The sequence below is a fragment of the Amycolatopsis sp. NPDC004169 genome (assembly GCF_040610315.1).
Lineage (GTDB): Bacteria > Actinomycetota > Actinomycetes > Mycobacteriales > Pseudonocardiaceae > Amycolatopsis.
Map to the genome: position 1 here is coordinate 82,974 of NZ_JBEXMD010000031.1, position 23,304 is coordinate 106,277.

General features: G+C 74.3%; 23 protein-coding genes. 16 read left to right on the plus strand and 7 right to left on the minus strand.

Annotation, left to right across the window (positions count from 1 at the left end; translation table 11 throughout):
- Positions 1-20 precede the first annotated feature (20 nt).
- The 5 genes from ABZX11_RS33135 to ABZX11_RS33155 form a co-directional block, all read right to left on the minus strand.
- Positions 21-1,475, minus strand: a complete 1,455-nt coding sequence (locus tag ABZX11_RS33135) for an NDP-hexose 2,3-dehydratase family protein (protein WP_354920450.1) — start codon at positions 1,473-1,475, stop codon at positions 21-23.
- Positions 1,476-1,659: 184 nt separating this feature from the next.
- Positions 1,660-2,445, minus strand: a complete 786-nt coding sequence (locus ABZX11_RS33140) for an ABC transporter permease (protein WP_176176746.1) — start codon at positions 2,443-2,445, stop codon at positions 1,660-1,662.
- On the minus strand, positions 2,442-3,386 hold the full coding sequence (locus tag ABZX11_RS33145) for an ATP-binding cassette domain-containing protein (protein ID WP_176176745.1): 945 nt from the start codon (positions 3,384-3,386) through the stop codon (positions 2,442-2,444). The genes ABZX11_RS33140 and ABZX11_RS33145 overlap by 4 nt, the downstream gene beginning before the upstream one ends.
- Before the next feature lie 70 nt (positions 3,387-3,456).
- Entirely contained in the window at positions 3,457-4,107 is a 651-nt protein-coding gene (locus ABZX11_RS33150; protein WP_354920454.1) for a VC0807 family protein, read from the minus strand.
- 68 nt (positions 4,108-4,175) lie between these two features.
- Positions 4,176-4,964, minus strand: coding sequence for an AfsR/SARP family transcriptional regulator (locus tag ABZX11_RS33155; protein ID WP_217709697.1), 789 nt, complete (start codon positions 4,962-4,964; stop codon positions 4,176-4,178).
- A gap of 382 nt (positions 4,965-5,346) precedes the next feature.
- On the opposite strand from ABZX11_RS33155, the gene ABZX11_RS33160 reads away from it, so the two are divergent.
- The 13 genes from ABZX11_RS33160 to ABZX11_RS33220 all read left to right on the plus strand — a co-directional run bounded on the left by ABZX11_RS33160 (position 5,347) and on the right by ABZX11_RS33220 (position 17,508).
- Positions 5,347-6,570 carry a methyltransferase domain-containing protein gene (locus ABZX11_RS33160; RefSeq protein ID WP_354920457.1) on the plus strand — a complete coding sequence of 408 codons (1,224 nt, stop codon included), beginning with the start codon at positions 5,347-5,349 and terminating at the stop codon, positions 6,568-6,570.
- 24 nt (positions 6,571-6,594) lie between these two features.
- The gene (gene rfbC / locus ABZX11_RS33165) at positions 6,595-7,275 is read left to right on the plus strand and encodes a dTDP-4-dehydrorhamnose 3,5-epimerase (RefSeq protein WP_303247012.1); all 681 of its coding nucleotides are present in this window, start codon (positions 6,595-6,597) and stop codon (positions 7,273-7,275) included.
- Positions 7,272-8,381 carry a DegT/DnrJ/EryC1/StrS family aminotransferase gene (locus ABZX11_RS33170; RefSeq protein WP_354920460.1) on the plus strand — a complete coding sequence of 370 codons (1,110 nt, stop codon included), beginning with the start codon at positions 7,272-7,274 and terminating at the stop codon, positions 8,379-8,381. Before rfbC ends, ABZX11_RS33170 begins: the two co-directional genes overlap by 4 nt.
- Positions 8,378-9,298: an NAD-dependent epimerase/dehydratase family protein gene (locus tag ABZX11_RS33175; protein ID WP_176176740.1), complete on the plus strand. Its 921-nt coding sequence runs from the start codon at positions 8,378-8,380 to the stop codon at positions 9,296-9,298. The genes ABZX11_RS33170 and ABZX11_RS33175 overlap by 4 nt, the downstream gene beginning before the upstream one ends.
- 22 nt (positions 9,299-9,320) lie before the next feature.
- Positions 9,321-9,752 (plus strand): cupin domain-containing protein, encoded by a 432-nt coding sequence (locus ABZX11_RS33180; protein WP_254897304.1) that lies wholly within the window; start codon positions 9,321-9,323, stop codon positions 9,750-9,752.
- A gap of 27 nt (positions 9,753-9,779) precedes the next feature.
- Positions 9,780-11,249 (plus strand): methyltransferase, encoded by a 1,470-nt coding sequence (locus ABZX11_RS33185; RefSeq protein WP_354920464.1) that lies wholly within the window; start codon positions 9,780-9,782, stop codon positions 11,247-11,249.
- Positions 11,250-11,409: 160 nt separating this feature from the next.
- A complete protein-coding gene (locus ABZX11_RS33190; protein WP_354920467.1) occupies positions 11,410-12,657 on the plus strand; it encodes a cytochrome P450 in 1,248 nt (415 codons plus the stop codon).
- Complete coding sequence (locus ABZX11_RS33195) at positions 12,642-12,965, plus strand: TcmI family type II polyketide cyclase (protein ID WP_254897303.1); 324 nt, start codon at positions 12,642-12,644, stop codon at positions 12,963-12,965. Before ABZX11_RS33190 ends, ABZX11_RS33195 begins: the two co-directional genes overlap by 16 nt.
- Complete coding sequence (locus ABZX11_RS33200) at positions 12,962-13,300, plus strand: antibiotic biosynthesis monooxygenase (protein WP_176176737.1); 339 nt, start codon at positions 12,962-12,964, stop codon at positions 13,298-13,300. Before ABZX11_RS33195 ends, ABZX11_RS33200 begins: the two co-directional genes overlap by 4 nt.
- Entirely contained in the window at positions 13,297-14,328 is a 1,032-nt protein-coding gene (locus ABZX11_RS33205; RefSeq protein ID WP_354920472.1) for a class I SAM-dependent methyltransferase, read from the plus strand. Before ABZX11_RS33200 ends, ABZX11_RS33205 begins: the two co-directional genes overlap by 4 nt.
- A complete protein-coding gene (locus ABZX11_RS33210) occupies positions 14,325-15,461 on the plus strand; it encodes a glycosyltransferase (protein WP_176176736.1) in 1,137 nt (378 codons plus the stop codon). Before ABZX11_RS33205 ends, ABZX11_RS33210 begins: the two co-directional genes overlap by 4 nt.
- Complete coding sequence (locus ABZX11_RS33215) at positions 15,458-16,333, plus strand: hypothetical protein (RefSeq protein ID WP_354920475.1); 876 nt, start codon at positions 15,458-15,460, stop codon at positions 16,331-16,333. The genes ABZX11_RS33210 and ABZX11_RS33215 overlap by 4 nt, the downstream gene beginning before the upstream one ends.
- Positions 16,330-17,508: an acyl-CoA dehydrogenase family protein gene (locus ABZX11_RS33220; protein ID WP_354920478.1), complete on the plus strand. Its 1,179-nt coding sequence runs from the start codon at positions 16,330-16,332 to the stop codon at positions 17,506-17,508. The genes ABZX11_RS33215 and ABZX11_RS33220 overlap by 4 nt, the downstream gene beginning before the upstream one ends.
- Before the next feature lie 3 nt (positions 17,509-17,511).
- Here ABZX11_RS33220 and ABZX11_RS33225 read toward each other — a convergent pair whose 3' ends face one another.
- Entirely contained in the window at positions 17,512-18,789 is a 1,278-nt protein-coding gene (locus tag ABZX11_RS33225; protein ID WP_354920481.1) for an NAD(P)/FAD-dependent oxidoreductase, read from the minus strand.
- Between the two features lie 59 nt (positions 18,790-18,848).
- On the opposite strand from ABZX11_RS33225, the gene ABZX11_RS33230 reads away from it, so the two are divergent.
- The 3 genes from ABZX11_RS33230 (at position 18,849) to ABZX11_RS33240 (ending at position 22,246) form a co-directional block, all read left to right on the plus strand.
- Positions 18,849-19,325: a MarR family winged helix-turn-helix transcriptional regulator gene (locus tag ABZX11_RS33230; protein WP_176176732.1), complete on the plus strand. Its 477-nt coding sequence runs from the start codon at positions 18,849-18,851 to the stop codon at positions 19,323-19,325.
- 5 nt (positions 19,326-19,330) lie between these two features.
- Entirely contained in the window at positions 19,331-20,686 is a 1,356-nt protein-coding gene (locus ABZX11_RS33235; protein ID WP_354920521.1) for an MFS transporter, read from the plus strand.
- A 471-nt stretch (positions 20,687-21,157) separates the two neighbouring features.
- Positions 21,158-22,246: a polyprenyl synthetase family protein gene (locus ABZX11_RS33240; RefSeq protein ID WP_254897302.1), complete on the plus strand. Its 1,089-nt coding sequence runs from the start codon at positions 21,158-21,160 to the stop codon at positions 22,244-22,246.
- Positions 22,247-22,260: 14 nt separating this feature from the next.
- On the opposite strand, the gene ABZX11_RS33245 is transcribed toward ABZX11_RS33240, so the two are convergent.
- Positions 22,261-23,271, minus strand: a complete 1,011-nt coding sequence (locus ABZX11_RS33245) for a DUF5914 domain-containing protein (RefSeq protein WP_176176728.1) — start codon at positions 23,269-23,271, stop codon at positions 22,261-22,263.
- Positions 23,272-23,304 lie beyond the last annotated feature (33 nt).

A 23,304-nucleotide genomic window follows, 5' to 3' on the forward strand; every position in this document is an offset into this window, starting at 1 on the left:
GGATTCCTCCCTCTCCTCGGTCAGGCCGCCGGTCGTGCGGCGGGGCCGCAGGCCAGCGCCTGCAGGCAGGGCACCAGGCTCCGGGCCTGGACGTCGACGTAGTGGCTGTGCCGCAGCAGGCCGGCGAGCTGGTCGACGGTCATCCAGCGGAAGCCGGGCCGTTCGGTGACGTCCGGGGCTTCGAGCACGGTGTAGCGGGTGCGGGTGTGGTGGAACCGGCCGCCCTCCTCGGACATCACCGTGTCGAAGCGGAACGCGGCCGGGTCGGCGGCCAGCACCACGTCGAGGAACGGCGGCCGGGCCGACGGCGGGGTGCGGGCGTGCGTGGCGGGCGTGCACTGCACGGTCGGGGCCAGCTCCACCGAGTCGAGGAACCCCGGCTCGCGGCGCAGCTGGACGAGGACGTGCAGCACGCCGTCGAAGGCCTTCGCGAGGAAGCACACCAGCCCGGTGCCGCGCGCGGCGAACATCGGCTGCGACCACTCCGCGACCTCGCGGCCCTCGGCCTTGACGTCGACGCCCAGCACCTCGAAGAAGGCGCCGCTCTCGTGCACGATCGCCCCGTCGCGGCGGTACCACCCGGACACCTCGGCCAGCGGCACCCGCCGCGCGCTCACCGCGGTTTCGGCGCGGGCCGCGGTGACCGCGCCGAGGATCTCCTCCAGGTGGTGGACTCCCCCGTGTGTCCCGGCCATCGACCGGACGAGGGCGCCGGTGAACCCCGCCGCCGTGACGTCCAGCCGCTCCGCCAGGCCGGGGCCGTGCAGCGGGAGGCAGGACAGCACGGTCCTGGCGTCCATGTTGACCAGGTCCTCGACCGCCAGCGCGGCGTGGATCTCGGCGAGGGTGCACCAGCGGAAGCCGTCCAGGACCTCGAGGCCCGGGTCGACCTCGACGACCATGTTGCGGTTGCGCTTGCGCAGGAACCACGAGCCCTGTTCCGACTGCAGGACGTCGACGACGACCCGGGCGGGCGGGGCGTCGGCGAAGTGGCGCAGGTAGGGCACGGAGCGGCCGCCGTGGGCACGGGTGTAGTTGCTGCGCGTGGCCTGCACGGTGGGCGAGAGCTGGTGGCCCCGCGCGTTGCCGGGCTCGACCTTCGCCTGCATGAGGAACCGCAGCGCGCCGTCGATCCGGGCGACCAGGATGCCGAGCACGCCGACTTCGAACTGGCAGATGATCGGCTGCCGCCAGTGCGGGACCGCGCCGCCTTCGACCCGCACGTCGAGGCCCTCCACGGTGAAGAACCGCCCGGTGTGGTGGCGGAGCACGCCGTCGTCGTGCCAGCCGCGCAGGCCGGCCAGATCCACCCGGGTCACCGTCATCGCCGAGAGCCGGTCGCGCTCGGCGAGCCAGCGGCGCACCGGCCCGGCCTCCCCGGCGGCCAGTGCGGACCCGGCCACCGCGGCGGGCATCCCGCGGTCCCCGGAGACCAGGGTTTCCGGCGGGCGGACGATGGTGAACGGTCCGCTCATGCGGACACCCGGCCGTCCGGCCCGGACTCGTCCGTCATGCGAACTCCTCTGCTAGGCAACGCTTTCTGCGGCAAAGCCTGCCGGTACGGGCTCGACGACGGCTGAAGAGTTCTCGGACGGCTCGCTCGAGGAAGCGCTTGCTCGGCCGCGGGTCCGGAGCCGGGGCGAACCCGGGCGAGTCCCCTCAGCCGCGGGTTCGCAGGGCCACCACGCTGAGCGTGCCGAACACCGCCGCGAGCGCGGCCGACCACAGCACCGCGCCACCCAGCGGCCCGCCGGCCGATCCCCCGGACAGCAGCGCCCGGAGCGTGTCGTTCACCTGCGTCACCGGGTTCACGTCCACCCAGGACCGCAGCCAGGACGGCATCGTGGCCGTCGGGACGAGGGCGTTGCTGGTGAACGTCAGCGGCAGGACCACGACGAATCCGAACACCTGGACCTTCTCCGGATCACGCGCGAGGACCCCGATCCACACCGGCAGCCAGGCGAACGAGACGGTGAACATCGTCAGGACCGCGAAGGCGCCGAGCAGCGCCGGGAACCCGGTCGTCAACCGGAAGCCGAGGGCCACCCCGACCACCAGCAGGACGATCAGCGACCACAGCTGCCGGACGACGTCGGCCAGCACGCGGCCGGCCAGCGGCGCGCCGCGGGCGATCGGGAGGCTGCGGAAGCGGTCGAACAGGCCCTTCTGGAGATCCGTGGACAGTCCGATGGCCGCGTAGATGGAGAGGAACAACGCGTTCTGCACAATCAGCCCGCCGAGTGCGAATTGCAGGTAATCCCGCGGTGTTCCGCCGATCGCACCACCGAAAACGTAGGTGAACAACAGCGTGAACATGATCGGCTGCACCGAAAGGTCGAGCAGCTCGGCCGGTTTGTGCTTGATCTGCAGGATGCTGCGCCAGGCGAAGGTGCCGGACTGGCGCAGGGCGAGCAGGGGCGGGACGTGCCCGGGCGCGGCGGTCACCGGACCACGTCCACAGTGGACTCGCCGCGGGTGATGGCGAGGAACACCTCGTCCAGCGTGGAGCGCCGCAGGGCCAGCTCGCTGACCGGGATGCCCCGCTCGTCGAGCCGCCGTACCACCGCGGGCAGCAGGTCGTCGTCGCCCGCCGTCGTGGCCAGCGCGCCGTCCTCCTCGGTCACCGGGTGGCCGAACGCGGTGAGCACTTCGCGCAACCGTCCCGTGTGGCCGGGGTCCCGGGGCCGCACCACCAGCGTCGACGTCCCCAGCCTGCCCTTCAGCTCGGCCGGGGTGCCGCTGGCGACGACGACCCCGCGGTCGATGACCACGACGTCGTCGGCGAGCCGGTCGGCCTCCTCGATGTACTGGGTGGTCAGCAGCACGGTGGTGCCGTCGCCGACGAGGTCGCGGACCACCTGCCAGAGGTCGCCGCGGGCCGCGGGGTCGAGCCCGGTGGTCGGTTCGTCGAGGAACAGCACCCGGGGACGGCCGACCAGGCTGGCCGCCAGGTCCAGCCGCCGCCGCATGCCGCCGGAGTAGCCGCCCGCGACCCGGCCGCCTGCCGCGCTCAGCCCGAACCGGTCGAGCAGCGCCGCACCGCGCTCCCGCGCGGCCGCGCGGGACAGGCCGAGCAGTTTCCCGATCAGGACCAGGTTTTCCAGCCCGGTCAGCTTTTCGTCGACGCCGGCGTACTGGCCGGTGACGCCGATCAGCCGGCGGACGCGGTGGGCGTCGGTGACGACGTCGCACCCCTCCACCCTGGCCCGGCCGGTGTCGGGCCGGATGAGCGTGCTGAGGATCCGGACCACCGTCGTCTTGCCCGCGCCGTTGGGGCCGAGGACGCCGAGGACCGTGCCCCGGCGCGCGGTGAACGTCGTGCCGGACAGGGCGTGGGTGTCGCCGAAGCGCTTGCCGAGGCCGTCGGCCTCGATCGCCGTCTGCATGGGCCCACTATGGCAAAATCGGCCGCGGGTGTCAGGTTCCTGTTACCCCGCTCGAGCCAGGCTCGAGGTTTCACTCCTCGGGGTCGACCGGGCTGCGCCGTCCGCGCCACTGCGTCCAGGCGACGAGCACCACGATGGCCAGCGCGGCCATCGCCTGCGACAGGAAGGCGGCGACCCCGATCGGCAGCAGGTAGATGACGGCGATCCGCAGCGTCGACTCGCCGAGCAGGCCGAGCCCCCACACCCAGGTCATCCGCCGGTTGAGCCGCCGGAACCCGGCGGCCTCCCGCCACTGCCGGTCGAAGGCGTGCTTGCGCGGTGACAGGCTCCGGCGGATGTAGAAGATCGCGGGGCGGGCGAGGACCAGGCTGGCCAGCACGCTGAGCCCGACCACCGCCGTCACCACGGAGTCCTTGGCCAGCACGAACCGGGCGTCCCCGGTGATCAGCGCGGCCAGCACGCCGAGGAAGAACCGGACCACGAGCAGGATCGACAGCGCGCCGATCTGCCGCTCGCGCACCCAGATCACCACGGCCCGCAGGAACGCCACGCCGCCGGCGGCGGCCAGCGCGGCCGCCTCGGGCACGCCGAACCACACCAGCAGGACCAGGTAGGAGCCGAACGGCAGCGCCACGTCCAGCAGCAGGGTCCAGGCGATGGTCCGCCAGGACGAGGTGGCCCGCTGCCGCTCAGCGGGTGGGTGCTCCGTCGCGTGCGCCAAGGGACGGCCTCCGTGTCGTCGGTATCAGGTGCCGTATACCCACGATCGGGCTCCGGAAGCATCGGGGGTCACCCGCAGCGCTCCTGGCGCACGCCGGGCAGGGAGGGGACGCCGGCCGGCCGCGGCCCGTTCAGCGCGAGCTGCAGGGCGTCGTCGAGGCACGGCGAGGGGTCGATCCCGAGCTCGGCCCGCAGCATCGAGCGGACCGAACGGTAGGCGGCGATCGCCTCCTGCCGCCGCCCGCTCATCGACAGCGCGCGGACGAGCTGGGCGTGGAAGTTTTCGTGGAACGGGTAGGTGTGCACCAGCCGCTTCAGCTCGGAGACCAGCTCTCGGTAGTGCCCGGTGTTCATCCGCGCCTCGATCAGCAGCTCGGTGGCGCATATCCGCAGCTCGTCGAGCTGGGTGACGTACCCGGTGAGCACGGACCCGCAGACGACGTCGGCCAGCGCCGGGCCGCGCCACAGGCTCAGCGCGCCTTCGAGCAGCTCCACCGCCACGTCCGGCTCCAGCTCGAGAACCCGGGCGGCCTGCTCGATCTTCGCCTGGAACTCCAGCACGTCGATGGAGCCGTCGGGCACCTGCAGCATGTACCCGAGCGGCCGGGTGACGATCGTGGTCCGCCGCGACGGGCTCTCGAGCCGGCGGCGCAGCTGGTAGACGTAGGTCTGCAGGGTCGTGTGTCTGCTGACGGGCGGCCGGTCACCCCAGAGCTCGTCCGACAGCTCGTCGACGTAGGTGACCTTGTTGGCGTTGAGCAGGAGCATGGCCAGCACCTGCCGTTGTTTCGGCGCCGACGGGATTCCACCGCGTTCGTCGGATCGAATCTCCATGCCGCCGAGCAATGTGAAATCCACCCAACACCTCCGAATATTTCCGCACCGGAATGGACCGGGGTGCGGACAGATATCGGTGTCGTGAGTCTTTCACCGTGAATGCCGTCCCCCGGTGGCGAATTTCATGCTAGATCCGGTTATAAGGACCCTGACAGCTTGAACCGGTTTTGTGACCTATCTCACATATCATTGCCCTTGGCTTTGATCGACAGATGTGAACGCGCTGCAACGATTTTCTCGACGGTGTGCGACGATTTGCCACCCAGCGGGGCCCCTGCTCCCGGTGACGTGCGGCTCCAGCGGTTGCCGGCCCGCCGGTCGAGCGAGCTTCGAGAACTTCGAGAACTTCTCGAGCCGCGCTCCCCAGGCTGCCCGGCATCCGACTTCCCGAGGGGGTAACCCGATGTCCCAGTGCCGGGTCTGCGGCCGATCCGTCGAGCTCGTGCTCGACCTCGGCAGCCAGCCGTTGTCCGACGTCTTCCCGCCGGCACCCCCGGCCGCGGGCCAGGAGTTCTTCTACCGGCTGCAGCTGGGCCGGTGCGCCGGGTGCGCCACGGTCCAGCTGCTCGAAGAAGTCCCGCGCGAGCGCATGTTCGGCGAGCACTACCCGTACCGCTCATCGGGATCGTCGGTGATGCGGACGCACTTCTCGGACTGGGCGAAGCACCTGCTCGGCACCGAACTCGCCGGCAAGCCCGACCCGTTCGTCGTCGAGCTCGGCTGCAACGACGGCGTGATGCTGGGGACGATCGCCGAAGCCGGGGTCCGGCACCTCGGCGTGGAACCCTCCGGCGGGATCGCCCGGACCGCCGAGGAACGCGGGGTCCGGGTGCTCACCGCCTACTTCGAGAAGGAGACCGCGGCCGCGATCGCCGCCGAGGACGGGCCGGCCGACGTCATCTACGCGGCCAACACCCTCTGCCACATCCCGTACATCGGCTCGGTGCTCGACGGCGTGAGCGAGCTGCTCACCGACGACGGGATCTTCGTCTTCGAAGACCCCTACCTCGGGGACGTCGTCGCGGCGACGTCGTTCGACCAGATCTACGACGAGCACTACTTCCTCTTCAGCGCCACCACGGTCGCCGAGCTGGCCCGCCGCCACGGGCTGGCGCTGGTCGACGTCGAGCGCCTGGCCGTGCACGGCGGTGAAGTCCGCTACACGTTGGCGCGTGAAGGAAAACGGCCCGCGAGCCCCGCGGTCGCCGAGCTCGTCGCCGAAGAAGCGGAACGCCGGCTGCACGACCCCGCCACCCTCGCCGCCTTCGCCGACAGCGTCCGGCACAACGCCCGCGAGCTCATCGCCCTGCTCACCCGGCTGCGCGAGGACGGGCACACGATCGCCGCCTACGGCGCCACCGCCAAGAGCGCGACGGTGACGAACTTCTGCGGGATCGGCCCCGAGCTCGTCACCACCGTCTACGACACCACCCCCGAAAAGCAGGGCCGGGTCACGCCGGGCACCCACATCCCCGTCTCGCCGGCGTCGGCGTTCGACGCGCCCTACCCGGACTACGCGCTGCTGTTCGCCTGGAACCACGCCGCGGAGATCATGGCGCGGGAGACGGAGTTCCGGGAACGCGGCGGCCGCTGGATCACCTACGTGCCCGACGTCCGGGTCCTCTGACCCGCCTTCCCCCCGGGAGTCCCGTTGTCCCTGCCGGTCGACGCGTCCACCGCGGACGCACCCGGGACCCGGCGCGCGCTCGCCGTCGCCGGGGCCTGGACCTTCACCCCGGCCACCCACCGCGACGGCCGCGGGCTGTTCCGCACCGCCTACGACGAGCGCGACCACCGCGCGTTCGCCGGAGCGCCGCTCTTCCCGCTCGCGCAGGTGAGCACGAGCCGGTCGCGGGCGGGCGTGGTGCGCGGCATCCACTTCACGCGCACGCCGCCCGGCGTCGCCAAGTACGTCTCGTGCGTGCACGGCAGCGTCCTCGACTACGTCGTGGACCTGCGCACCGGCTCGCCGACCTTCGGGGCGTGGGACGTGGTGCGCCTCGACGCCGAGCACGGCCGGGCGGTCTACCTCCCCGTCGGGGTGGGGCACGCCTTCGCCGCGCTGTCCGACGACGCCACGATGACCTACCTGCTCTCCGGCACCTACGTCCCGGAGAACGAGCTCGCCCTGTCGATCCACGACCCGCGGATCCGCCTGCGGCTGCCGCGGCCGGTCGGGCGGGACGCCCCGGTGCTGTCGGCCCGCGACCGCGACGCGCCGACGCTCGCCGAGCTCGACGCCGCCGGCCTGCTGCCGGACCACTCCACCAGCACCGCCCTCGAAGCGGCCCTCGGCGGCCGCCTCCCCCGACCGGTTGAGGAGACCGCATGACGATCCGGGTTTGGGACTACCTGAGCGAATACGCCACCGAGCGCGAAGACATCCTGGACGCGGTCGAAACCGTCTTCGGTTCCGGGCAGCTCGTGCTCGGACCGAGCGTCGAGGGCTTCGAAGCGGAGTTCGCCGCCTACCACGGGGTCGCCCACTGCGTCGGCGTGGACAACGGCACCAACGCGATCAAGCTCGGCCTGGAGGCCCTCGGCGTCGGCCCCGGCGACGAGGTGATCACGGTGGCCAACACCGCCGCGCCGACCGTGGTCGCGATCGACGGGACCGGCGCGACGCCGCGGTTCGTCGACGTCCGCGCCGAGGACCAGCTGCTCGACACCGCGCTGCTGGAAGCCGCGATCACCGAGCGGACCCGGGCGATCGTCCCGGTGCACCTCTACGGCCAGTGCGTGGACATGGACGCGGTCAACGCGGTCGCCGCCCGGCACGGCCTGCGGGTGCTCGAGGACTGCGCGCAGGCGCACGGCGCCCGCCGGCACGACCGGCTCGCCGGCACCATGGGCGACGCGGCCGCGTTCTCCTTCTACCCCACCAAGGTCCTGGGCGCCTACGGCGACGGCGGCGCGACGATCACGCGCAGCGCGGAGACCGCCGAGGCCCTGCGCCGGCTGCGCTACTACGGCATGGCCGAGCGCTACTACGTCGTCCGGACGCCGGGCCACAACTCCCGGCTCGACGCGGTCCAGGCCGAGATCCTGCGGCGCAAGCTGCGCCGGCTCGACACCTACGTGGCCGCCCGCCGGGAGATCGCCGCCCGGTACGCCGAGGGGCTCGGCGACACCGAGCTGGTGCTGCCGTCGGTCACCGCGGGCAACGAGCACGTCTACTACCTCTACGTCGTCCGCCACCCCCGGCGCGACGAAATCCTCGCCGAGCTGGCGAAGCAGGACATCGAGCTGAACGTCAGCTACCGCTGGCCGGTGCACACCATGAGCGGGTTCGCGCACCTGGGCTACGGGCCGGGCTCGCTGCCGGTCACCGAGCACCTCGCCACGGAGATCTTCTCGCTGCCGATGTACGCCGCCCTCGACAAGCGCCGCCAGGACGACGTGATCGACGCGCTGCGGCGGACCCTGGGTGCCCGGTGAGTGCCCGCGATCCGCTGGTCGTGGTGCTCGGCGGCACGGGCTACCTCGGCTCGTCGCTGGTGGCGCGGCTGGCCGCGCTCGGCGTCCGGACCCGCGCGGTGGGACGGCGGCCGGTGCCCGGGCACGTCCGCGCGGACGTCACGCGCAAGGACGAGCTGGCTTCGGTGGTGCACGACGCCGACGTGGTGGTCCACCTGGTGGCGCGGATGAGCGACGGCCGCTCCTGGCGGGTGGCCGAAGACGACCCGGAAGCGCACCGGACCACCGTGCAGCCGATGGTCGATCTGCTCGACATCGTCGGCGGCCGCCCGGTCACGGTGGTGACCGCCGGGACCGTCCCCTCGTCGAGCCACGCCGGCTACGACCGGCACAAGCGAGCCGTGGAGGAAGCCCTGCTCGGCGCCGCGTCGGCCGGGGCGGTGCGCGGGGTCGTGCTGCGGCTGCCCACGGTCTACGGCGCGGGCGCCGGCTCGCCGGGGACCGGCGTGGTCACCGTCATGGCCGCGCGGGCGGTGGCCGGCCTGCCGCTGACGCTGTGGCACGACGGGTCGGTGCGCCGGGACCTGGTGCACGTCGACGACGTAGCGGCGGCCCTGTGGCTCGCGGTGTGCCACGCCGAGGCGCTCGACGGCCGCGCATGGCCGGTCGGCTCCGGGCACGCCGTCCCGCTCGGCGACGTCCTGAAGCTGATCGCCGCCGCCGCGGCCCGCCGCACCGGCGTCCCGGCGGTGCCGCTGCAGCGCGTGCCGCCACCGGACTACGCGGCGCCGGGCGACTTCGAGGACGTCGCCGTCGACCCTTCGTCCTTTGTGGACATCACCGGCTGGCGCCCGGCGGTCCGCCTCGAAGACGGCCTCGACGGCGTGGTGCGGGCGGCCCTGACCGCCCGCCCCGGCCTGCGGCTCGTCCGCCCGTGACCCGACACCCCAGGAGGAACCCGTGCCCGAACCCGTCCCGCCGATCCGCATCCGCACCGCGGACGTGCCCGCCGGCCGCCGCCAGGGCGGCCACATCCGCCCCCTGCTGACCCCCACCTCGGCCGGCACCCGCGCCGGCTTCCTCGCCGAAGCCGTGCTGGACGTCGGCGAAGCCGTCAGCGAGCACTACCACCCGTGGTCCGACGAGCACCTGCTGGTCGTCGAGGGTGCCGTGACGCTCGAAGTGGACGGGCACGCCGTCGAGCTGTCCGCCGGGGACGCGAGCTTCGTCCGGCGGGGCGCGCGCCACGTGATGCGCCAGCACGGCCCGGTGCCCGCCCGCGTCGTGCTGTTCCTCGGCCCGCTCGCGCCGAGCCCGGCCGAGGGGCACGTCGACACCGCCCCCGTCCCGCACCCCGACGCGCCGCCGCCGCGCGTCGGCCACCCGTCCTGACCACCACCGCCAGAGAGGGAGCCACCCGTGCCGGCCACGACCGACAACCGCGTCGTCATCGACGCCCCGTTCGCCACCGTCTGGGACCTGACCAACGACGTCGCGTCCTGGCCCACGCTGTTCACCGAGTACGCGAAGGCCGAGATCCTCGGCGAGAGCGCGGATTCGGTGCGGTTCCGGCTGACCACCGTGCCCGACCCGGACGGGTCCGTCTGGACCTGGGTCTCCGAGCGGTTCCCCGACCGCGACGCCCGCACGGTGACCGCGCACCGGATCGAGACCGGCCCGTTCGAGTACATGCGGCTGCGCTGGGACTACCGCGACGTCGACGGCGGGGTGGAACTGCGCTGGCGGCAGGAGTTCGCGGTCCGGCCCGGCCTGCCGTTCGACGACGCCGCGATGACCGAGCGGCTGAACCGGACCTCCGCCGAGCAGCTGCAGCACATCAAGTCCGTGATCGAGGCCCGCGCCGGCGCCGGTCCCGGGAGCGCCGACGCCCACCGCGAGCGGCTGACCATCCTCACCTGCGGGCTGCGCCTGGCCCACGTCGTCGGGGCGCTGGCGGAACTGGGCGTCGCCGAGATCCTCGCCGAAGGACCGCGGCCGGTGGACGAGCTGGCCGGGAAGTGCGGGGCCGACCCGGACGCGCTGTACCGGGTGCTGCGGATGGCCGCGTCCTTCGGCGTGTTCACCGAAACCGAACCCGGCGTGTTCGACGGCACGCCCCTGTCCGGCCCGATGCGCGCCGACGTGCCCTACAGCCTGCGGCCGCTGATCGCCTACGGCCGCAAGCGGTTCTTCACCGAGCCGTACGGGGCGCTGCTGCACACGCTGCGCACCGGGCGGCCGGCCACGGTTCCGGTGCTGGGCACGGACTTCTGGGGCTACCTGCGCGAGCACCCGGACGACGAGCAGTTCTTCGACGCGATGATGACCGAGCTGGGCCGGTGGGAGACCGAGCGGCACCTGGCGCGGATCGAGCCCGAGCGGTACGCCCGCATCGCCGACCTCGGCGGCGGGCACGGGCACTTCCTCGGCGCGGCCCTACGCCGGGCCCCGGACACCCGCGGCATCCTGGTGGACCGGCCCAGCGTGCTGGCGGACGCCGGGCCGGTGCTGTCCGCCGAGGGCGTCGACGACCGGGTGGAGCTGCGCCCGGGCGACTTCTTCGGCGACCCGCTGCCGGCCGACGCCGACGCGTACTTCCTCAAGGCGGTGCTGCACAACTGGCCCGACGCGCAGGCGGAGGCCCTGCTGCGCCGTGTCCGCTCCGCGATCGGCGACCGGGAGGCGCCGCTGTTCGTGGTCGAGCAGGTGGTCTCACCGGGCAACGGCTTCGACCACGGCAAGGTCCTCGACATCGACATGCTGGTCCTCTTCGGCGGCCGCGAACGCACGGTCACCCAATGGCGGGACCTGTTCGCCGACACCGGCTTCCGCCTGACCGGCGAGCCGGAAGCCGGCCGCTGGACCGTCCTCCGCGCGGACCCCGCATGACCGTGTCGTCCCCCCGATCACGGGTGATGCCCCTCCCATCACGCGAGATGCCTCCCCCGTCACCCGAGAAACCCCTCCGGACACACGAGGTCCGCCCCCGATCACGCGAGTTCCGCCTCCGATCACGCGAGAACCGGATCACGCCCCACAGGGAAGCCGCATGACAGCACAGACGCAGCCCACCACCACCTACCCCTTCGCCGCCCGCGACGGCATCGACCCCGATCCCGGCTACGCGACCGCCCGGGCCACCCGGGCCCCCGTCCCGGTCTTCCTCGGCGAAGGACGCTGGGCGTGGCTCGCCACGACCATGGCCGACGTCCGGACCGTGCACACCGACCCCCGCTTCTCCCGCGCGGCCGCCGTCGAAGCCGCCGGGGCGCCCACGGCCGGGCTCTCCCCGCCCGCCGGGTCCCTGCTCGCCCTCGACCCGCCGGAGCACACGCGGCTGCGCAGCCTCGTCAGCGGCGCCTTCTCGGCCCGGCGGATGGCCGCCCTGCGCCCCCGGATCGCGGCCCGCGCACAGGCTCTGCTCGACGTCTGCGCGCAAGACGACCCGGCCGACCTCGTCGCCGGCTACACGCGGCCGCTGTCCACCGGTGTCATCGGGGCGCTGCTCGGCATCCCCGAGGCCGACCACGACCGGTTCTTCGTCTGGGCGCAGGCGTTCCTCTCCACCGCGCCCGGGTCCGCGCCGGAGGTCGGCCGGGCCCGCGGGGAACTCGCCGGCTACTTCGGCGAGCTACTGGGCCGCCGGGCCGCCCGGCCGCAGGACGACCTGCTCTCGGACCTGGCCGCGCAGGACGCGAGCCCGCGGGAACTCGTCCCGCTGGCCATGGCGATCCTCATCGCCGGGCACGAGACCACCAGCAACCACCTCGCCAGCTCGCTGATGCTGCTGCTGTCCGACCCGGCCGCGGCCACGGCCCTGCGCGGTGACCCGGTCAAGGTCGGCCACGCCGTCGAGGAGCTGCTACGGGCGATCTCCCTCGGCTCGGTCGGCGGCTTCCCCAGGGTCGCGACGTCCACAGTGGACCTCTCCGGCGTCACCGTCGAGGCGGGCGACCTCGTCATCCCGGCGCTCAACGCCGCCAACCGCGACCCCGCCGCGTTCGACGCCCCGGACGAGCTGCGGTTCGACCGGTTCGCCGCCACCCCGCCGTCGCACCTGGCCTTCGGGACCGGCCCGCACTTCTGCCTGGGTGCCGCGCTGGCCCGGATCGAACTGGCCGAAGGCATCACCGCGGTGCTGGACCGCCACCCCCGGGCCGAACCGGCCGAAGCAGACCTCGTGTGGAGCCGCGGCTCGCTGGTCCGCGGCCTGCGCACGCTGCCGGTCCGGCTCGGCCCGGCCACCACGTCTCCCGCCGCGGAGACCGGAAAGGAGAACCCGTGCACCGCGCCCTGATGGTCCGCCGGTGGAACCCCGCCGACCGCGACCGGATCACCGAGCTGTTCGCCGAGCACGACCGCACCGCCCTGCCCGCGCAGATCGGCGCGACCCGGCGGACCCTGTTCGGCTTCCACGACCTCTACTTCCACCTCATCGAAGGCGAGGACGGCTTCCAGCAGCGGCTCTACACCGCCGTGCGCGACCAGCGCTTCCGCGCCATCGACGGCGAGCTGGCGCAGCTGCTGCTGCCCTACCGGCCCGACGAGCCGTCGATGGCCCAGGCGCAGGCCGAGCCCTTCTACGACTGGCGGAGGCCGGCATGACCACCACCGAAACCGGGGTGTTCCGGGTGCTGCTGGAGATCGACATCGGCGACACCCCGCCGTCCGACTTCTTCGCCGCGTGGGACCGGATGGCCGCCACCGCAGGCCGGGCGCCCGGCATCCTCGCCCAGTCCCTCAACGCCCACACCCGCGAAACCGGCCGCTACTTCGTCGTCAGCGAATGGGACACCCCGGAGGACTTCCGGGCCTTCTCCGCCGGCGAAGCGCACGAGGAGCTCGCGAAGGCGCTCAAGGCGCTCGGCCGCACCGTTTCGATGACCGGCATGCGCCAGGTCCGCACCAGCCCGCCCGCCGACCCGGAGGAACGCCCATGACCACGCTCGAAGCCGCGCCGGTGACCCGGGAGCGGCTGTACCGGATGATGCGGGTCTACAAGGAGACCAGCCTGCTGCGGGCCGGCCTGCGGGTCGGCGTGTTCGACGCGCTCGGCGCCGGCCACGCCACCGCCGCCGAGGTCGCCGAAGCGACCGGCGCCGAGCCGCGCGGGATCCGGCTGCTGCTGAACGCCTTGACCGCGCTCGGGCTCGTGCACGGCGGCGCCGACGGACCCTACACTTTGGACGAAGGCGCGAAGTCCCTGCTGGTGACCGGCGAACCGGGCTTCTACGGCGGCATGGTCGACGTCGTGGCGAGCGACGAGGAGTGGGACGCGATGCGCGACCTCGCCGGCGCCGTCCGGCAGGGCGGGTCGGTCCGCGACGTCAACGCCGAGACACCCGGCTACCACTACTGGGAGACCTTCGCCCGCTCGGTCGGGCCGGTCACCGTGCCCACCGCCGGGCTGCTGGCCGAGCTGCTGGAGCCGTGGTCGGCGGGCCGGGAGGCGCCGCGGATCCTGGACCTGGCCTGCGGGCACGGCATCTACGGGTTCACCCTCACCCGCCGGCTGCCCGGCGCGACCGTCACCTGCGTCGACTGGCCGAACGTGCTGGCCATCACCCGGCAGCACGCCCAGGACCAGGGCCTGGCCGACCGCGCGCGGTTCGTCCCCGGCGACATGTTCGAGCTCGACCTCGGCCCGGACCACGACCTCGTGCTGGTCACCAACGTGCTGCACCACTTCTCCGAACAGCGGTCCGCGGAACTGCTGGCCCACGCCGCGGCCCAGCTCGCCCCCGGCGGCCGGATCGGCGTCGTCGGGTTCGTCGCGGGCGACGCCCCGGCCGACGACCCCGAGCCGCACCTGTTCTCCGTGCTGATGCTGGCCTGGACCGAGGCCGGCGAGGTCCACACCACCGCGGCGCACGAGCGGATGTACGCCGCCGCCGGCCTCGAAGCCGAGGCGACGCGGCAGGTGCCGGGGCTGCCCTTCCACGTCACCGTGCTGAGGAGGAAGCCGTGACCCGCGTTCTCGCCTTCACCTCCTCGGGCCTCGGGCACCTGTTCCCGATGGTGCCCAGCCTGTGGGCGGCGCGCTGCGCGGGCGCGACGGTGCTCGTCGGCGCGACCGGGCCCGCGGTGGCCGGGGCGGTGTCCGCCGGGCTCCCGGCCGTCGACCTGCTGCCGGGCGGGACGGACGAGCTGGCCGCGATCCGGATGTCGTTCCTGCGCCGGATGCCCGGTGCCGCGGAGGCCGAGCGGTTCGACCTCGCGATGCAGTTGTTCGCGGCACTGGCCGACCGGGTCGCCGACGCGGCCGTCGCGCTCGGCCGGGCGTGGCGGCCGGACGTCGTCGTGCACACCGCGCTGCAGCCGGTCGGCCCGCTGGTGGCCGCGGTGCTCGGTGTGCCGTCGGTCGAGCACGGGTTCCAGCTCACCGGTGTGGCCCGGACGCAGGACCGGATGGCCCCGCACCTGGCCGAGGCGTGCCGCCGGCACGGCGTCGCCGGGCTGGCCGACCCCGACGAGGCCCTCGACGTCTGCCCGCCGAGCATGTACCCGGGCGGGCCGACCGGTCTGGTGCTCGGCTACCGGCCCTACAGCGGCGCCCGGGTGCTCGACCCGGGCGGGTTCGCCGCCCGGCCGGGCCGCCGGCGCGCGCTGGTCACCCTGGGCACGACCGCCGAGCACGGCGAGCTCGCCCCGCTGCTGCTGCGGGCACTGGCCCGGCACGACCTCGACGTGCTGGTCGCCGGCGACCTCCCGCCCGGCACGGACCCGGGTTCGGTGCTCGCCCACGGCTGGCTGCCGCTGGAAGCCGTGCTGCCCGGCTGCGACGTCCTGGTCCACCACGGCGGGGCCGGCTCGACCCTGGCCGCGCTCGCCCGCGGGGTGCCGCAGGTGATCGTCTCGCGCGAAGCGGACCACGCGTTCAACGGCGACGCGGTCACCCGCCGGGGCGCGGGCGTGTTCGCCGTGCCCGAAGGCGGCGACACCGGCGTGCTCGACGACGCGCTCGACCACGTCCTCCACGACCCGCGGCCGGCCAAGACGGCGCGGGACGTCGCCGACGAGATCGCCGGCCTGCCCGGCCCCGAGCAGGTGGTGCCGAACCTCCTGGCCGAACTCACCGCCGCCCGGAAGGAACCCGCATGAACCTCGTCGACATCGCCGCCCGTGGCCACCTCGACCCGCGGGCCGGCTGGCTGGGCGTCACCGCCCTCGTCGTCCACGCACTGTCCATCCGGGACAGCGCGGTGCCGCGCGAGGCCGCGCTGGGCTGGCCGGCCGGCAGCACCGGCGGTCCGGAGTGGACGGTGGACCGGCCGGTCGACGCGAGCGGGTGCGTCGTGCTCGCCGGCCGGTCGGACGACGGCACCGCGACCTGGACGGCCTACGCGGGCGAGGCGGTGACCACCGAGCCGGTGCCGCTCGCCCCGGCGATGGACGTCTGGGGCGGGCACCGCGTGCGGCTGCGGGACGGCGCCCGCGCGGGGACGGTCGTCGACGACACCGCCGCGCCCGGCGACGACCTGCTGTCCCTGCCGCCCAGTGTGCTCGCGGTGGTCGCGGCGGGTGCGCACGCCCTCGGCGTCGCCGGGCGGTTCCGGGACTCCTTCCTGCGCAAGGCCGCCGCCAGCGCCCGTGGCTGGGCCGCGGTCAAGACGATCGACGACCCGATGGTGCTGTCGATCCTGCTGTCGGCCGAAGCGCTGCTCGACGGCGCCGCGGCGCTGCTCACCGCCCGGACCGCGAAGCCGGCCACCGGTCCGGCCGCGCTGGCCCGGCTGGTCGTCACCGGCATCGGCGCGCTGGACGCCGCCCGCACCGCGACCACCCAGGTGATGACCCTGACCGGCGCGAGCGCGCTCTACGACGGCAACCCCATGCAGGAATCCTTCGCCCACCTCGCCGCGCTCGGCGCGCACCCGTGGTTCGACCGGCCCGCGCGGCTGCTGGCCGAGCGGGCCGCGCTCGAGTCCGACCTGGACCGGCTGTTCTCCGACGAACCGAGGAAGGCGTCATGACCGCAACGGAAACGGTGCGCACCCCCGAGCAGCTCCTCGGCGACGCCCGCCGGATCGCCCGGGACCTCGTCGGCGGCGAAGCGGCGACCGAACGCGCGCGGACCCCGAGCCGAACCGCGGTGGAGGCCCTGCGCGAAGCGGGCCTCTTCTCGCTGACGCTGCCCCGGGTGCTCGGCGGTTCGGAGACCGACCCGGCCACCGTCCTCTCGGTCGTCGAGGAGATCTCGTGGGCCGACCCGTCGGTGGGCTGGACGCTGATGATCGGCCAGGCGTCCGGGTTCCTCGGCTGGGGCTCGGCCGAACTGGGCCGCCGGGTGGTGGCCGAGCGCCCGGACCCGCTGATCGCGTGCGCGCTGGCGCCGATGGGCGAGGGCACGATCCTGCCGGCGACCGAAGCCGAGGGCGAGGACGGCCCGGTCTACCGGCTCGACGGCCGGTGGGCGATCAACTCCGGGTGCCGCCACGCGGACTGGTTCATCGCGGCCTTCGCCAAGAAGGAACCCGGCGTCGACTCCCCGCAGTGGGGCGAGGACGTCGTGCGCTTCGCGGTGCTGCCGGCGAGCGAGGTCCGCGTGCTCGACACCTGGCACGTGCTGGGGCTGCGGGGTTCGGGCAGCGACGACGTCGAGATCCGCGGCGTCGAGGTGCCGCACTCGATGACGTTCAGCCCGTTCTTCGAGCCGGGCGAGCACGAGGGGCCGCTGTACCGGCTGTCGTACTTCGCGTTCCTCATGATGATGATGGGCGGGTTCTCGGTCGGCCTGGCCAGGCGCGCGGTCGAGGAGTTCCGCGCGCTGCCCGAGGCCGATCTGGCCGACACCGCCGCCCAGGTCGAGTTCTGGCGGCTGGACAACGAACGCCTGGCCGCCCGGTGCCTGCTCCACGAGGCCGCGGCCCGGGTGTGGGACGAGGTCACGACGGCGGGCTCGGCCCGGCCGGAGACCCGCGCGCGGTTCGCCGGTGCGGTCCAGCACTCCCAGCGCGTCGCGGAGCGGGTCGTCGACGGCGCCTACCGGCTGGCCGGAGCGGCGGCCCTGCGCGACGAGCACCCGCTGCAGCGGCTGTGGCGGGACGTGCACGCCGCCGGGGCGCACCTGGCCTTCGGGCTGGTCACCGAGCGCCGGATGGCCCGCGTCTGCTACCTGGGAGACCACTCGATGCAGTACATGATCTGACGCTCACCCGGCGTCGCCCTTGCCGGCGAGGGTCCGCAGCAGGGTGCGGATCCCGCCGGCGGACTTCAGGCCGAACTTGCCCAGCCGGAACGACACCGGGCCGTCGAGGCGTTGCGCCCACTGGAGGTTCGCCACCGACGCGCGGATCGCCTCCTGGCCGCGCTCGAGCATTTCCCGTTCGTAGGCGGCGATCGCCGGCACCGGACGGCCCAGGCCCTGCTCGCACAACGCCAGCGTCTCGGTGAGCGCGGCCGCGTCGCGCAGGGCCGTGCTCGCGCCGATGCCGCCGGTCGGGGGCATCACGTGCACGGCGTCGCCGAGCAGGGTCACCGTCGGCTGGGTCTGCCACGGCTCGATCTCCGGCGCCACCCAGAACGTCAAGGGGGACAACGAATGCGGGTCCGCGGCGGCGATCAGCTGCCCGGCGGCCGGGTGCCAGTCCGCCACCATCCCCATGGCCGCCTCGCCGAGGTTCCCGTCGCTCGTGCGGGGATCCTCGGGCCACTCGGCCGACGGCGCGCCCACCGACCAGAGGACGTAGGCGTCGTCCGGCTCCCGGGGGCCGCCGCCCGGCGGGAGGTCGGGACGGCTGCGCCCGGCGGGGTCGTGGCCGGAGAAGAACATGTTGTGCCCGGCCGGGCCGATCGCGAACCCGGCCCCGTCGACCATCGCCGCCGGGACACCCGCGGCGACGGCCGCCTCGAGCGGGGTCATCCCCGCGACGCAGGCGACGTCCCACGCCTCGGGTTCGGCGTGCGGCAGCAGCTGGCGGCGCACCGCCGACGCCCGGCCGTCCGCGCCGACCAGCAGCGTGCCCTCGTCGGTCGTGCCGTCCGCGAGGTCGACGGCGACCCGGTTGCCGGGCAGCAGCCGGTACCGCTCGACGGCCCGGCCCCACCGGACCACGTCCTCGAGGCCGCGCAGGAGCAGCCGCCGCAGCGGGCGGCGGCCGATCAGCGTGTCGTCGTCCACCAGCAGCGCCGGGTCGGCCTCGGTCGGCGACACCAGCAGTTCTTCGAGGTGCTCGTCGAGGATGCGGAAGGCGTCCAGCGGCCGGGACGCGCTGTCGAGGATCGCCAGGTAGGTCTCCAGCGGCAGGCACGCGTGCAGCGCGCGGTTGGCCTGCCCGGTGAGGTGCAGGCGGTACCCCGCCCACCGTTCGTCGGGGCCGGTGTCGCGTTCGTACACCGTGACGTCGATCCCGTGCCGGCGCAGGCCGTGCGCCAGGCAGAGCCCGCCGATGCCGGCGCCGGCGATGATCACGTGGCTGCGTCCGGACATCCGGCACCCTCCCGAAGAGTAAGGTTCCTTATGGATGTGGGCTACGATATCGTGATGCCGTGCCCAACGCAGAACATCCGGTCCGCACCGGCAAAGCGCCGGTGTGGACCGACAGCGACATCGACGGCCTGGCCGGCTGGAACGTCATCCGCGCCTACCTCGCCTTCGTCCCGCGCATGGCACAGGCACTCGCCCCCGCCGAGCTTTCCCCGGCCCAGTTCGGGATACTCGTGCAGATCGACAACAGCCCCGGGATCGCCCAGGGCGCGCTGGCACGCCGATGCCTGGTGACGCCGCAGAGCATGGGCGAGGCCCTGCTCCCGCTGGAGGCGCTCGGCCTGATCGTGCGCGGCGAACGCCCGGGCCGCGGCCACCCGATCCCGGTGCACATCACCGACGCCGGCCGCCGGCTCGTCCGGAAGGCGACGAAGGCGGTGCTGGAGGTCAACACCCCGGCGGCGATGGGGCTGACGGCGGCCGAGCAGCGGACCCTGGTCCAGCTGCTGCGCAAGGTGGTCGGCACGCTGGTGCCCTGATCCTGCTGGCGGCCTGCCTCGCCCAGTTCATGACGGTGCTCGACGTCTCGGTCGTGAACGTGGCGCTGCCGGCCATCCAGGACGCTCTCGGCTTCGGCGACAGCGGCCTGACCTGGGTGGCCAACGGCTACAGCCTCGCCTTCGGCGGCTGCCTCCTGCTGGGCGGCCGCTGCGCGGACCTGTTCGGGCACCGGCGCGTGTTCCTGGCCGGCGTGGCCGTGTTCGGCGCGGCCAGCCTGCTCGCGGGGGCCGCGCCCGGGCCCGGCTGGCTGGTGGCAGCCCGCGTCCTGCAGGGCCTCGGCGGCGCGGTGCTGTCCCCGGCGACGCTGGCCATCGTGACGACGACGTTCACCGGCGAGCGCGCCCGGCGCAGCGCACTGGGGACGTGGTCGGCGGTCGGCGCGGTCGGCGGCGCGGCGGGCGGCCTGCTGGGCGGCGCGCTGGTGCGGTGGGCGGGCTGGCGGTGGATCTTCCTGATCAACGTGCCGATCGCGCTGGCGATCGGCGTCATCGCGGTGCTGTTCCTGGCCCGCACCGGCGGCGCACGGGAACGGCCGCGCCTCGACGTCGTGGGGGCGGCGCTGGCGACCGGAGCGCTGGTCTCGCTGGTGTACGGCGCCACCCGCCTCCAGGACGGCGGCGCGGCGTACCTGCCGTTCCTGCTGGCGATCGGGCTGTTCGCGGCGTTCGTCCGGACCGAGCGGCGCTCCGCGGCACCCCTGGTCCCGCCGGGCACCCTGCTGCGGCGGCCGGGGCTGACGATCAACCTGACGATGGCGGTCCTCGGCTGCGTGGCGTTCACGACGTGGTACTTCGGAGCGCTGTTCCTGCAGCGGGTGGCGGGTCTCGACGCGTGGCACACGGGTCTGGCGTTCCTCCCCCAGGCGGCGTGCATCATCGCCGGCGCCCGCCTCGCCGGCCGGCTGCCGGGCCGGATCCCGCCGAAGCGGATCGTGCTGGCGGGCACGGTGTGCGTCGTGGCCGGGCTCGGCTGGTATTCCACTGTGGACGCGGGCAGTGCGGCGCTGACCGGGGTGGTGCCGCCGGGGATGCTGGTGACGTTCGGCCTCGGGCTGTCGTTCGGCCCGCTGGCGGCCTTGGCCACCGGGGCGGCGGCCGAGGGCGACACGGGGCTGGCGGCGGGTTTGCTGAGCACGTTCCGCCAGATCGGGGCGGCGTTGGGACTGGCCGGGCTGGCATGGGTCGCCCACGCGCGTTCTTCCGGGCTCACGGCATCGGGGACACCGGCGGCGGTCGCGGAGGCGGCGGGGTTCGGCCGGGCGTTCCTGGTGGCGGCGGTCCTGGCCGCTGCAGCCACGGCCCTTGCGGCGGCGATCCCGGGAGGTGAGCGGAGGGGGTGAACCGCGCCCGCCGGCCACCCCGAGTGGGTGCCGAAGCCCCGGCACCCGCGAACCACCCGTGCCCACCGGCCACCACGAACGGTGCGGCTCGGCCGCGCCAGGCATTTCGAGCGACCGACACCGGCCACCGATGCCACGTTGGGGCTGTCCGTGCTAGCGCGGGTCGCCCACGCCCGCTCGGCGGGCGCTCCCGCGGCCGCCGCCGAGGCGGCGGGGTTCGGCCGGGCGTTCCCGGCGGCCGCGGTGCGCGCCGCCGCAGCCACGGCACCGGCAAGGTCGGTGCGGCTCGGCCGCGCCGGGCACCCGAGGGCGCACCAAGCCCGGTCACCGGGATCGCAGGCCACCCCGGCCCCGGCCCCCGCGCCGAACTCCTTGCCCGAACTATAAGGATCCTGATACCTTACCCGTCAGGGCGCCCGGTCGCCGCCCACACCAGATTCGGGCGGTCTGCGTCCGGCGGGAGGGATGACCATGAGGATCACCACGGCCGCCCCCGAGCTCGCTCCTGCGACGTGGCTCGGCGACATCCGGGCCGGCAGCCGGGCCGCCGCGCTCGAGTTCGTCGAAGCGCGGTGTGCCGAGCTGTTCACCGGCCGGCGGGAGGGCGCGCTCGCCACCACCGCCCTGCCGTCCTATGTGTCCGGCGGGAAGTTCCTGCGGTCCGCCTTCGCCTTCGTCGGCTGGCGCTGCGGGCGCGACGGCTCGGACGCCGCCCTGCGGGCCGCCGCCAGTCTCGAACTGCTGCACTGCTTCGCGCTCGCGCAGGACGACGTCATGGACGGCTCGCCGCTGCGGCGCGGGGCTCCGACCCTGCACACCCAGTTCGCCACCTGGCACGAGGGCCAGGGCTGGCGCGGCGACCCCGGCCGGTTCGGCGAGTCGGCCGCGGTGCTCTCCGGCGACCTGTTCCTCGTCTGGTCCGAGCAGCTGCTGCGCGAATCCGGCCTGGCCGCCGCCGAGCTGGCGCGCGGGTGGCCGGTGTACGACGCCATGCGCGCCGAGCTCGCCGTCGGGCAGCTCGGTGACCTGGTGAACGACGCGCGGTCGGTGCCCAGCTGGGCGTCCGTGCTCGACGTGCTGCGCCGCAAGTCCGGCAACTACACCGTCCGCCGCCCGCTCGAGTTCGGCGCGGCGCTGGCCGGCTGCGCGCCCGCGGTGTCGGCGCTGCTCGGCAGCTACGGCACGCACATCGGCGAGGCCTTCCAGTTCCGCGACGACCTGCTCGGCGTGTTCGGCGACCCGGCGGTCACCGGCAAGCCGGTGGGCGACGACCTGCGCGAGCACAAGGCGACCAGCGTGGTCGTGCTCGCCCGGGAGCTCGCCACCCCGGCCCAGCGCCGGGACCTCGCGGCCTTCGACCGGCTGCGGGCCATCGACGACGCGGCCGTGCGGCGCTGGCAGGACGTCATCGAGGCGACCGGAGCGCGGGAAAAGCTCGAAGAGCTGATCACGGCCCGGGTCGCCGCGGCGCACGAGATCGTCGACCGGCTGGCCGTCCCGGCCGAACCCCGGTCGGCGCTGTCCCTGCTGGCCCTGCGGTGCACCGACCGGATCCGGTAGCCGACGACGGCGAGTCAGCGGTGATCCCCTCGCAGCGCGTAACGCCGTTCGGCGTACGCGAGATCGTCCCGCCACAACCGGGCCGCGGCCCGGCGCATGAGCGGCCGCAACGCCGGGGCCAGCCGAGCCGCCGCGGCGAACCCCGGCCGGTCGGACGCGGCGATCGTCGCCTCGATCACCGCGGTGCGCGGGCGGCCGTCGGGTCCGGGGCCGAGCGGGGTGGCGTGCGTCTCGACCACGCTGCCCGCCCCCTCACCGTCCACAATGGTCATCAGCACCGTGCGCGGGCCGGGGCAGGTGAACTCGGCGACCACCGGGACGCCGAGCTTCCCGGCCAGCCGGAACGTCACCTCGACGACGAACCGGTCCTCGGCCTCCGCGACGTCGACCCCCTGCGGCGCCGAGAGCACGCGCAGCCGCGCGAACGAGTACGGGTGGAACCACGCGCCGTGCCACGGGTCGAGCCGGTTGGCGACGACGTCTTCCGGCTCGCAGACCCCGGTCAGCGTGGCCACGGCGTCGACCGTGGTCCCCACCGGGCGGTCCGGCACGATCGGCCGGTCGGTGGGCTGCTCGCCGCCGATCCGGTCGAGGCGGACCCACGCCAGCACGCCGTCGTCGTGGGCCGGCAGCGCCGTCCACCCGGGACGGTCCGGGCCGACGCGCAGGCCGTGCCAGCGGCAGACCAGCTCCCCGCAGTGCACCCGCGCCTGCTCCAGCGGCGCGCCGAGGTGCGGGCAGGCGCCCGGGCCGATCTGCAGTGCGCCGTCCGGCCCGCGCCAGGCGACCAGCTCCCGGCCGCCCACCCGCACACCGAACGGCCGGTCGGCCCGGATTTCCCGGGCGGCGGCGAAGACGAACCAGTTGCCCGACGGCCGGGCACCGGCCCGCTTGACCGCCGCCTCGATCAGGGCGGGGCTGCACTCCGCGTAGGTGGGTTCCTGGCGAGCCCAGGCCGGCTCCCGGAACGGCTGCACCGGCCACCGCGCCGGCCAGCGCTCGATCACCTGCCGCTTGAGATCCACCGGAGACGCTCCCGTCCGCCACGGCCGGCCGAG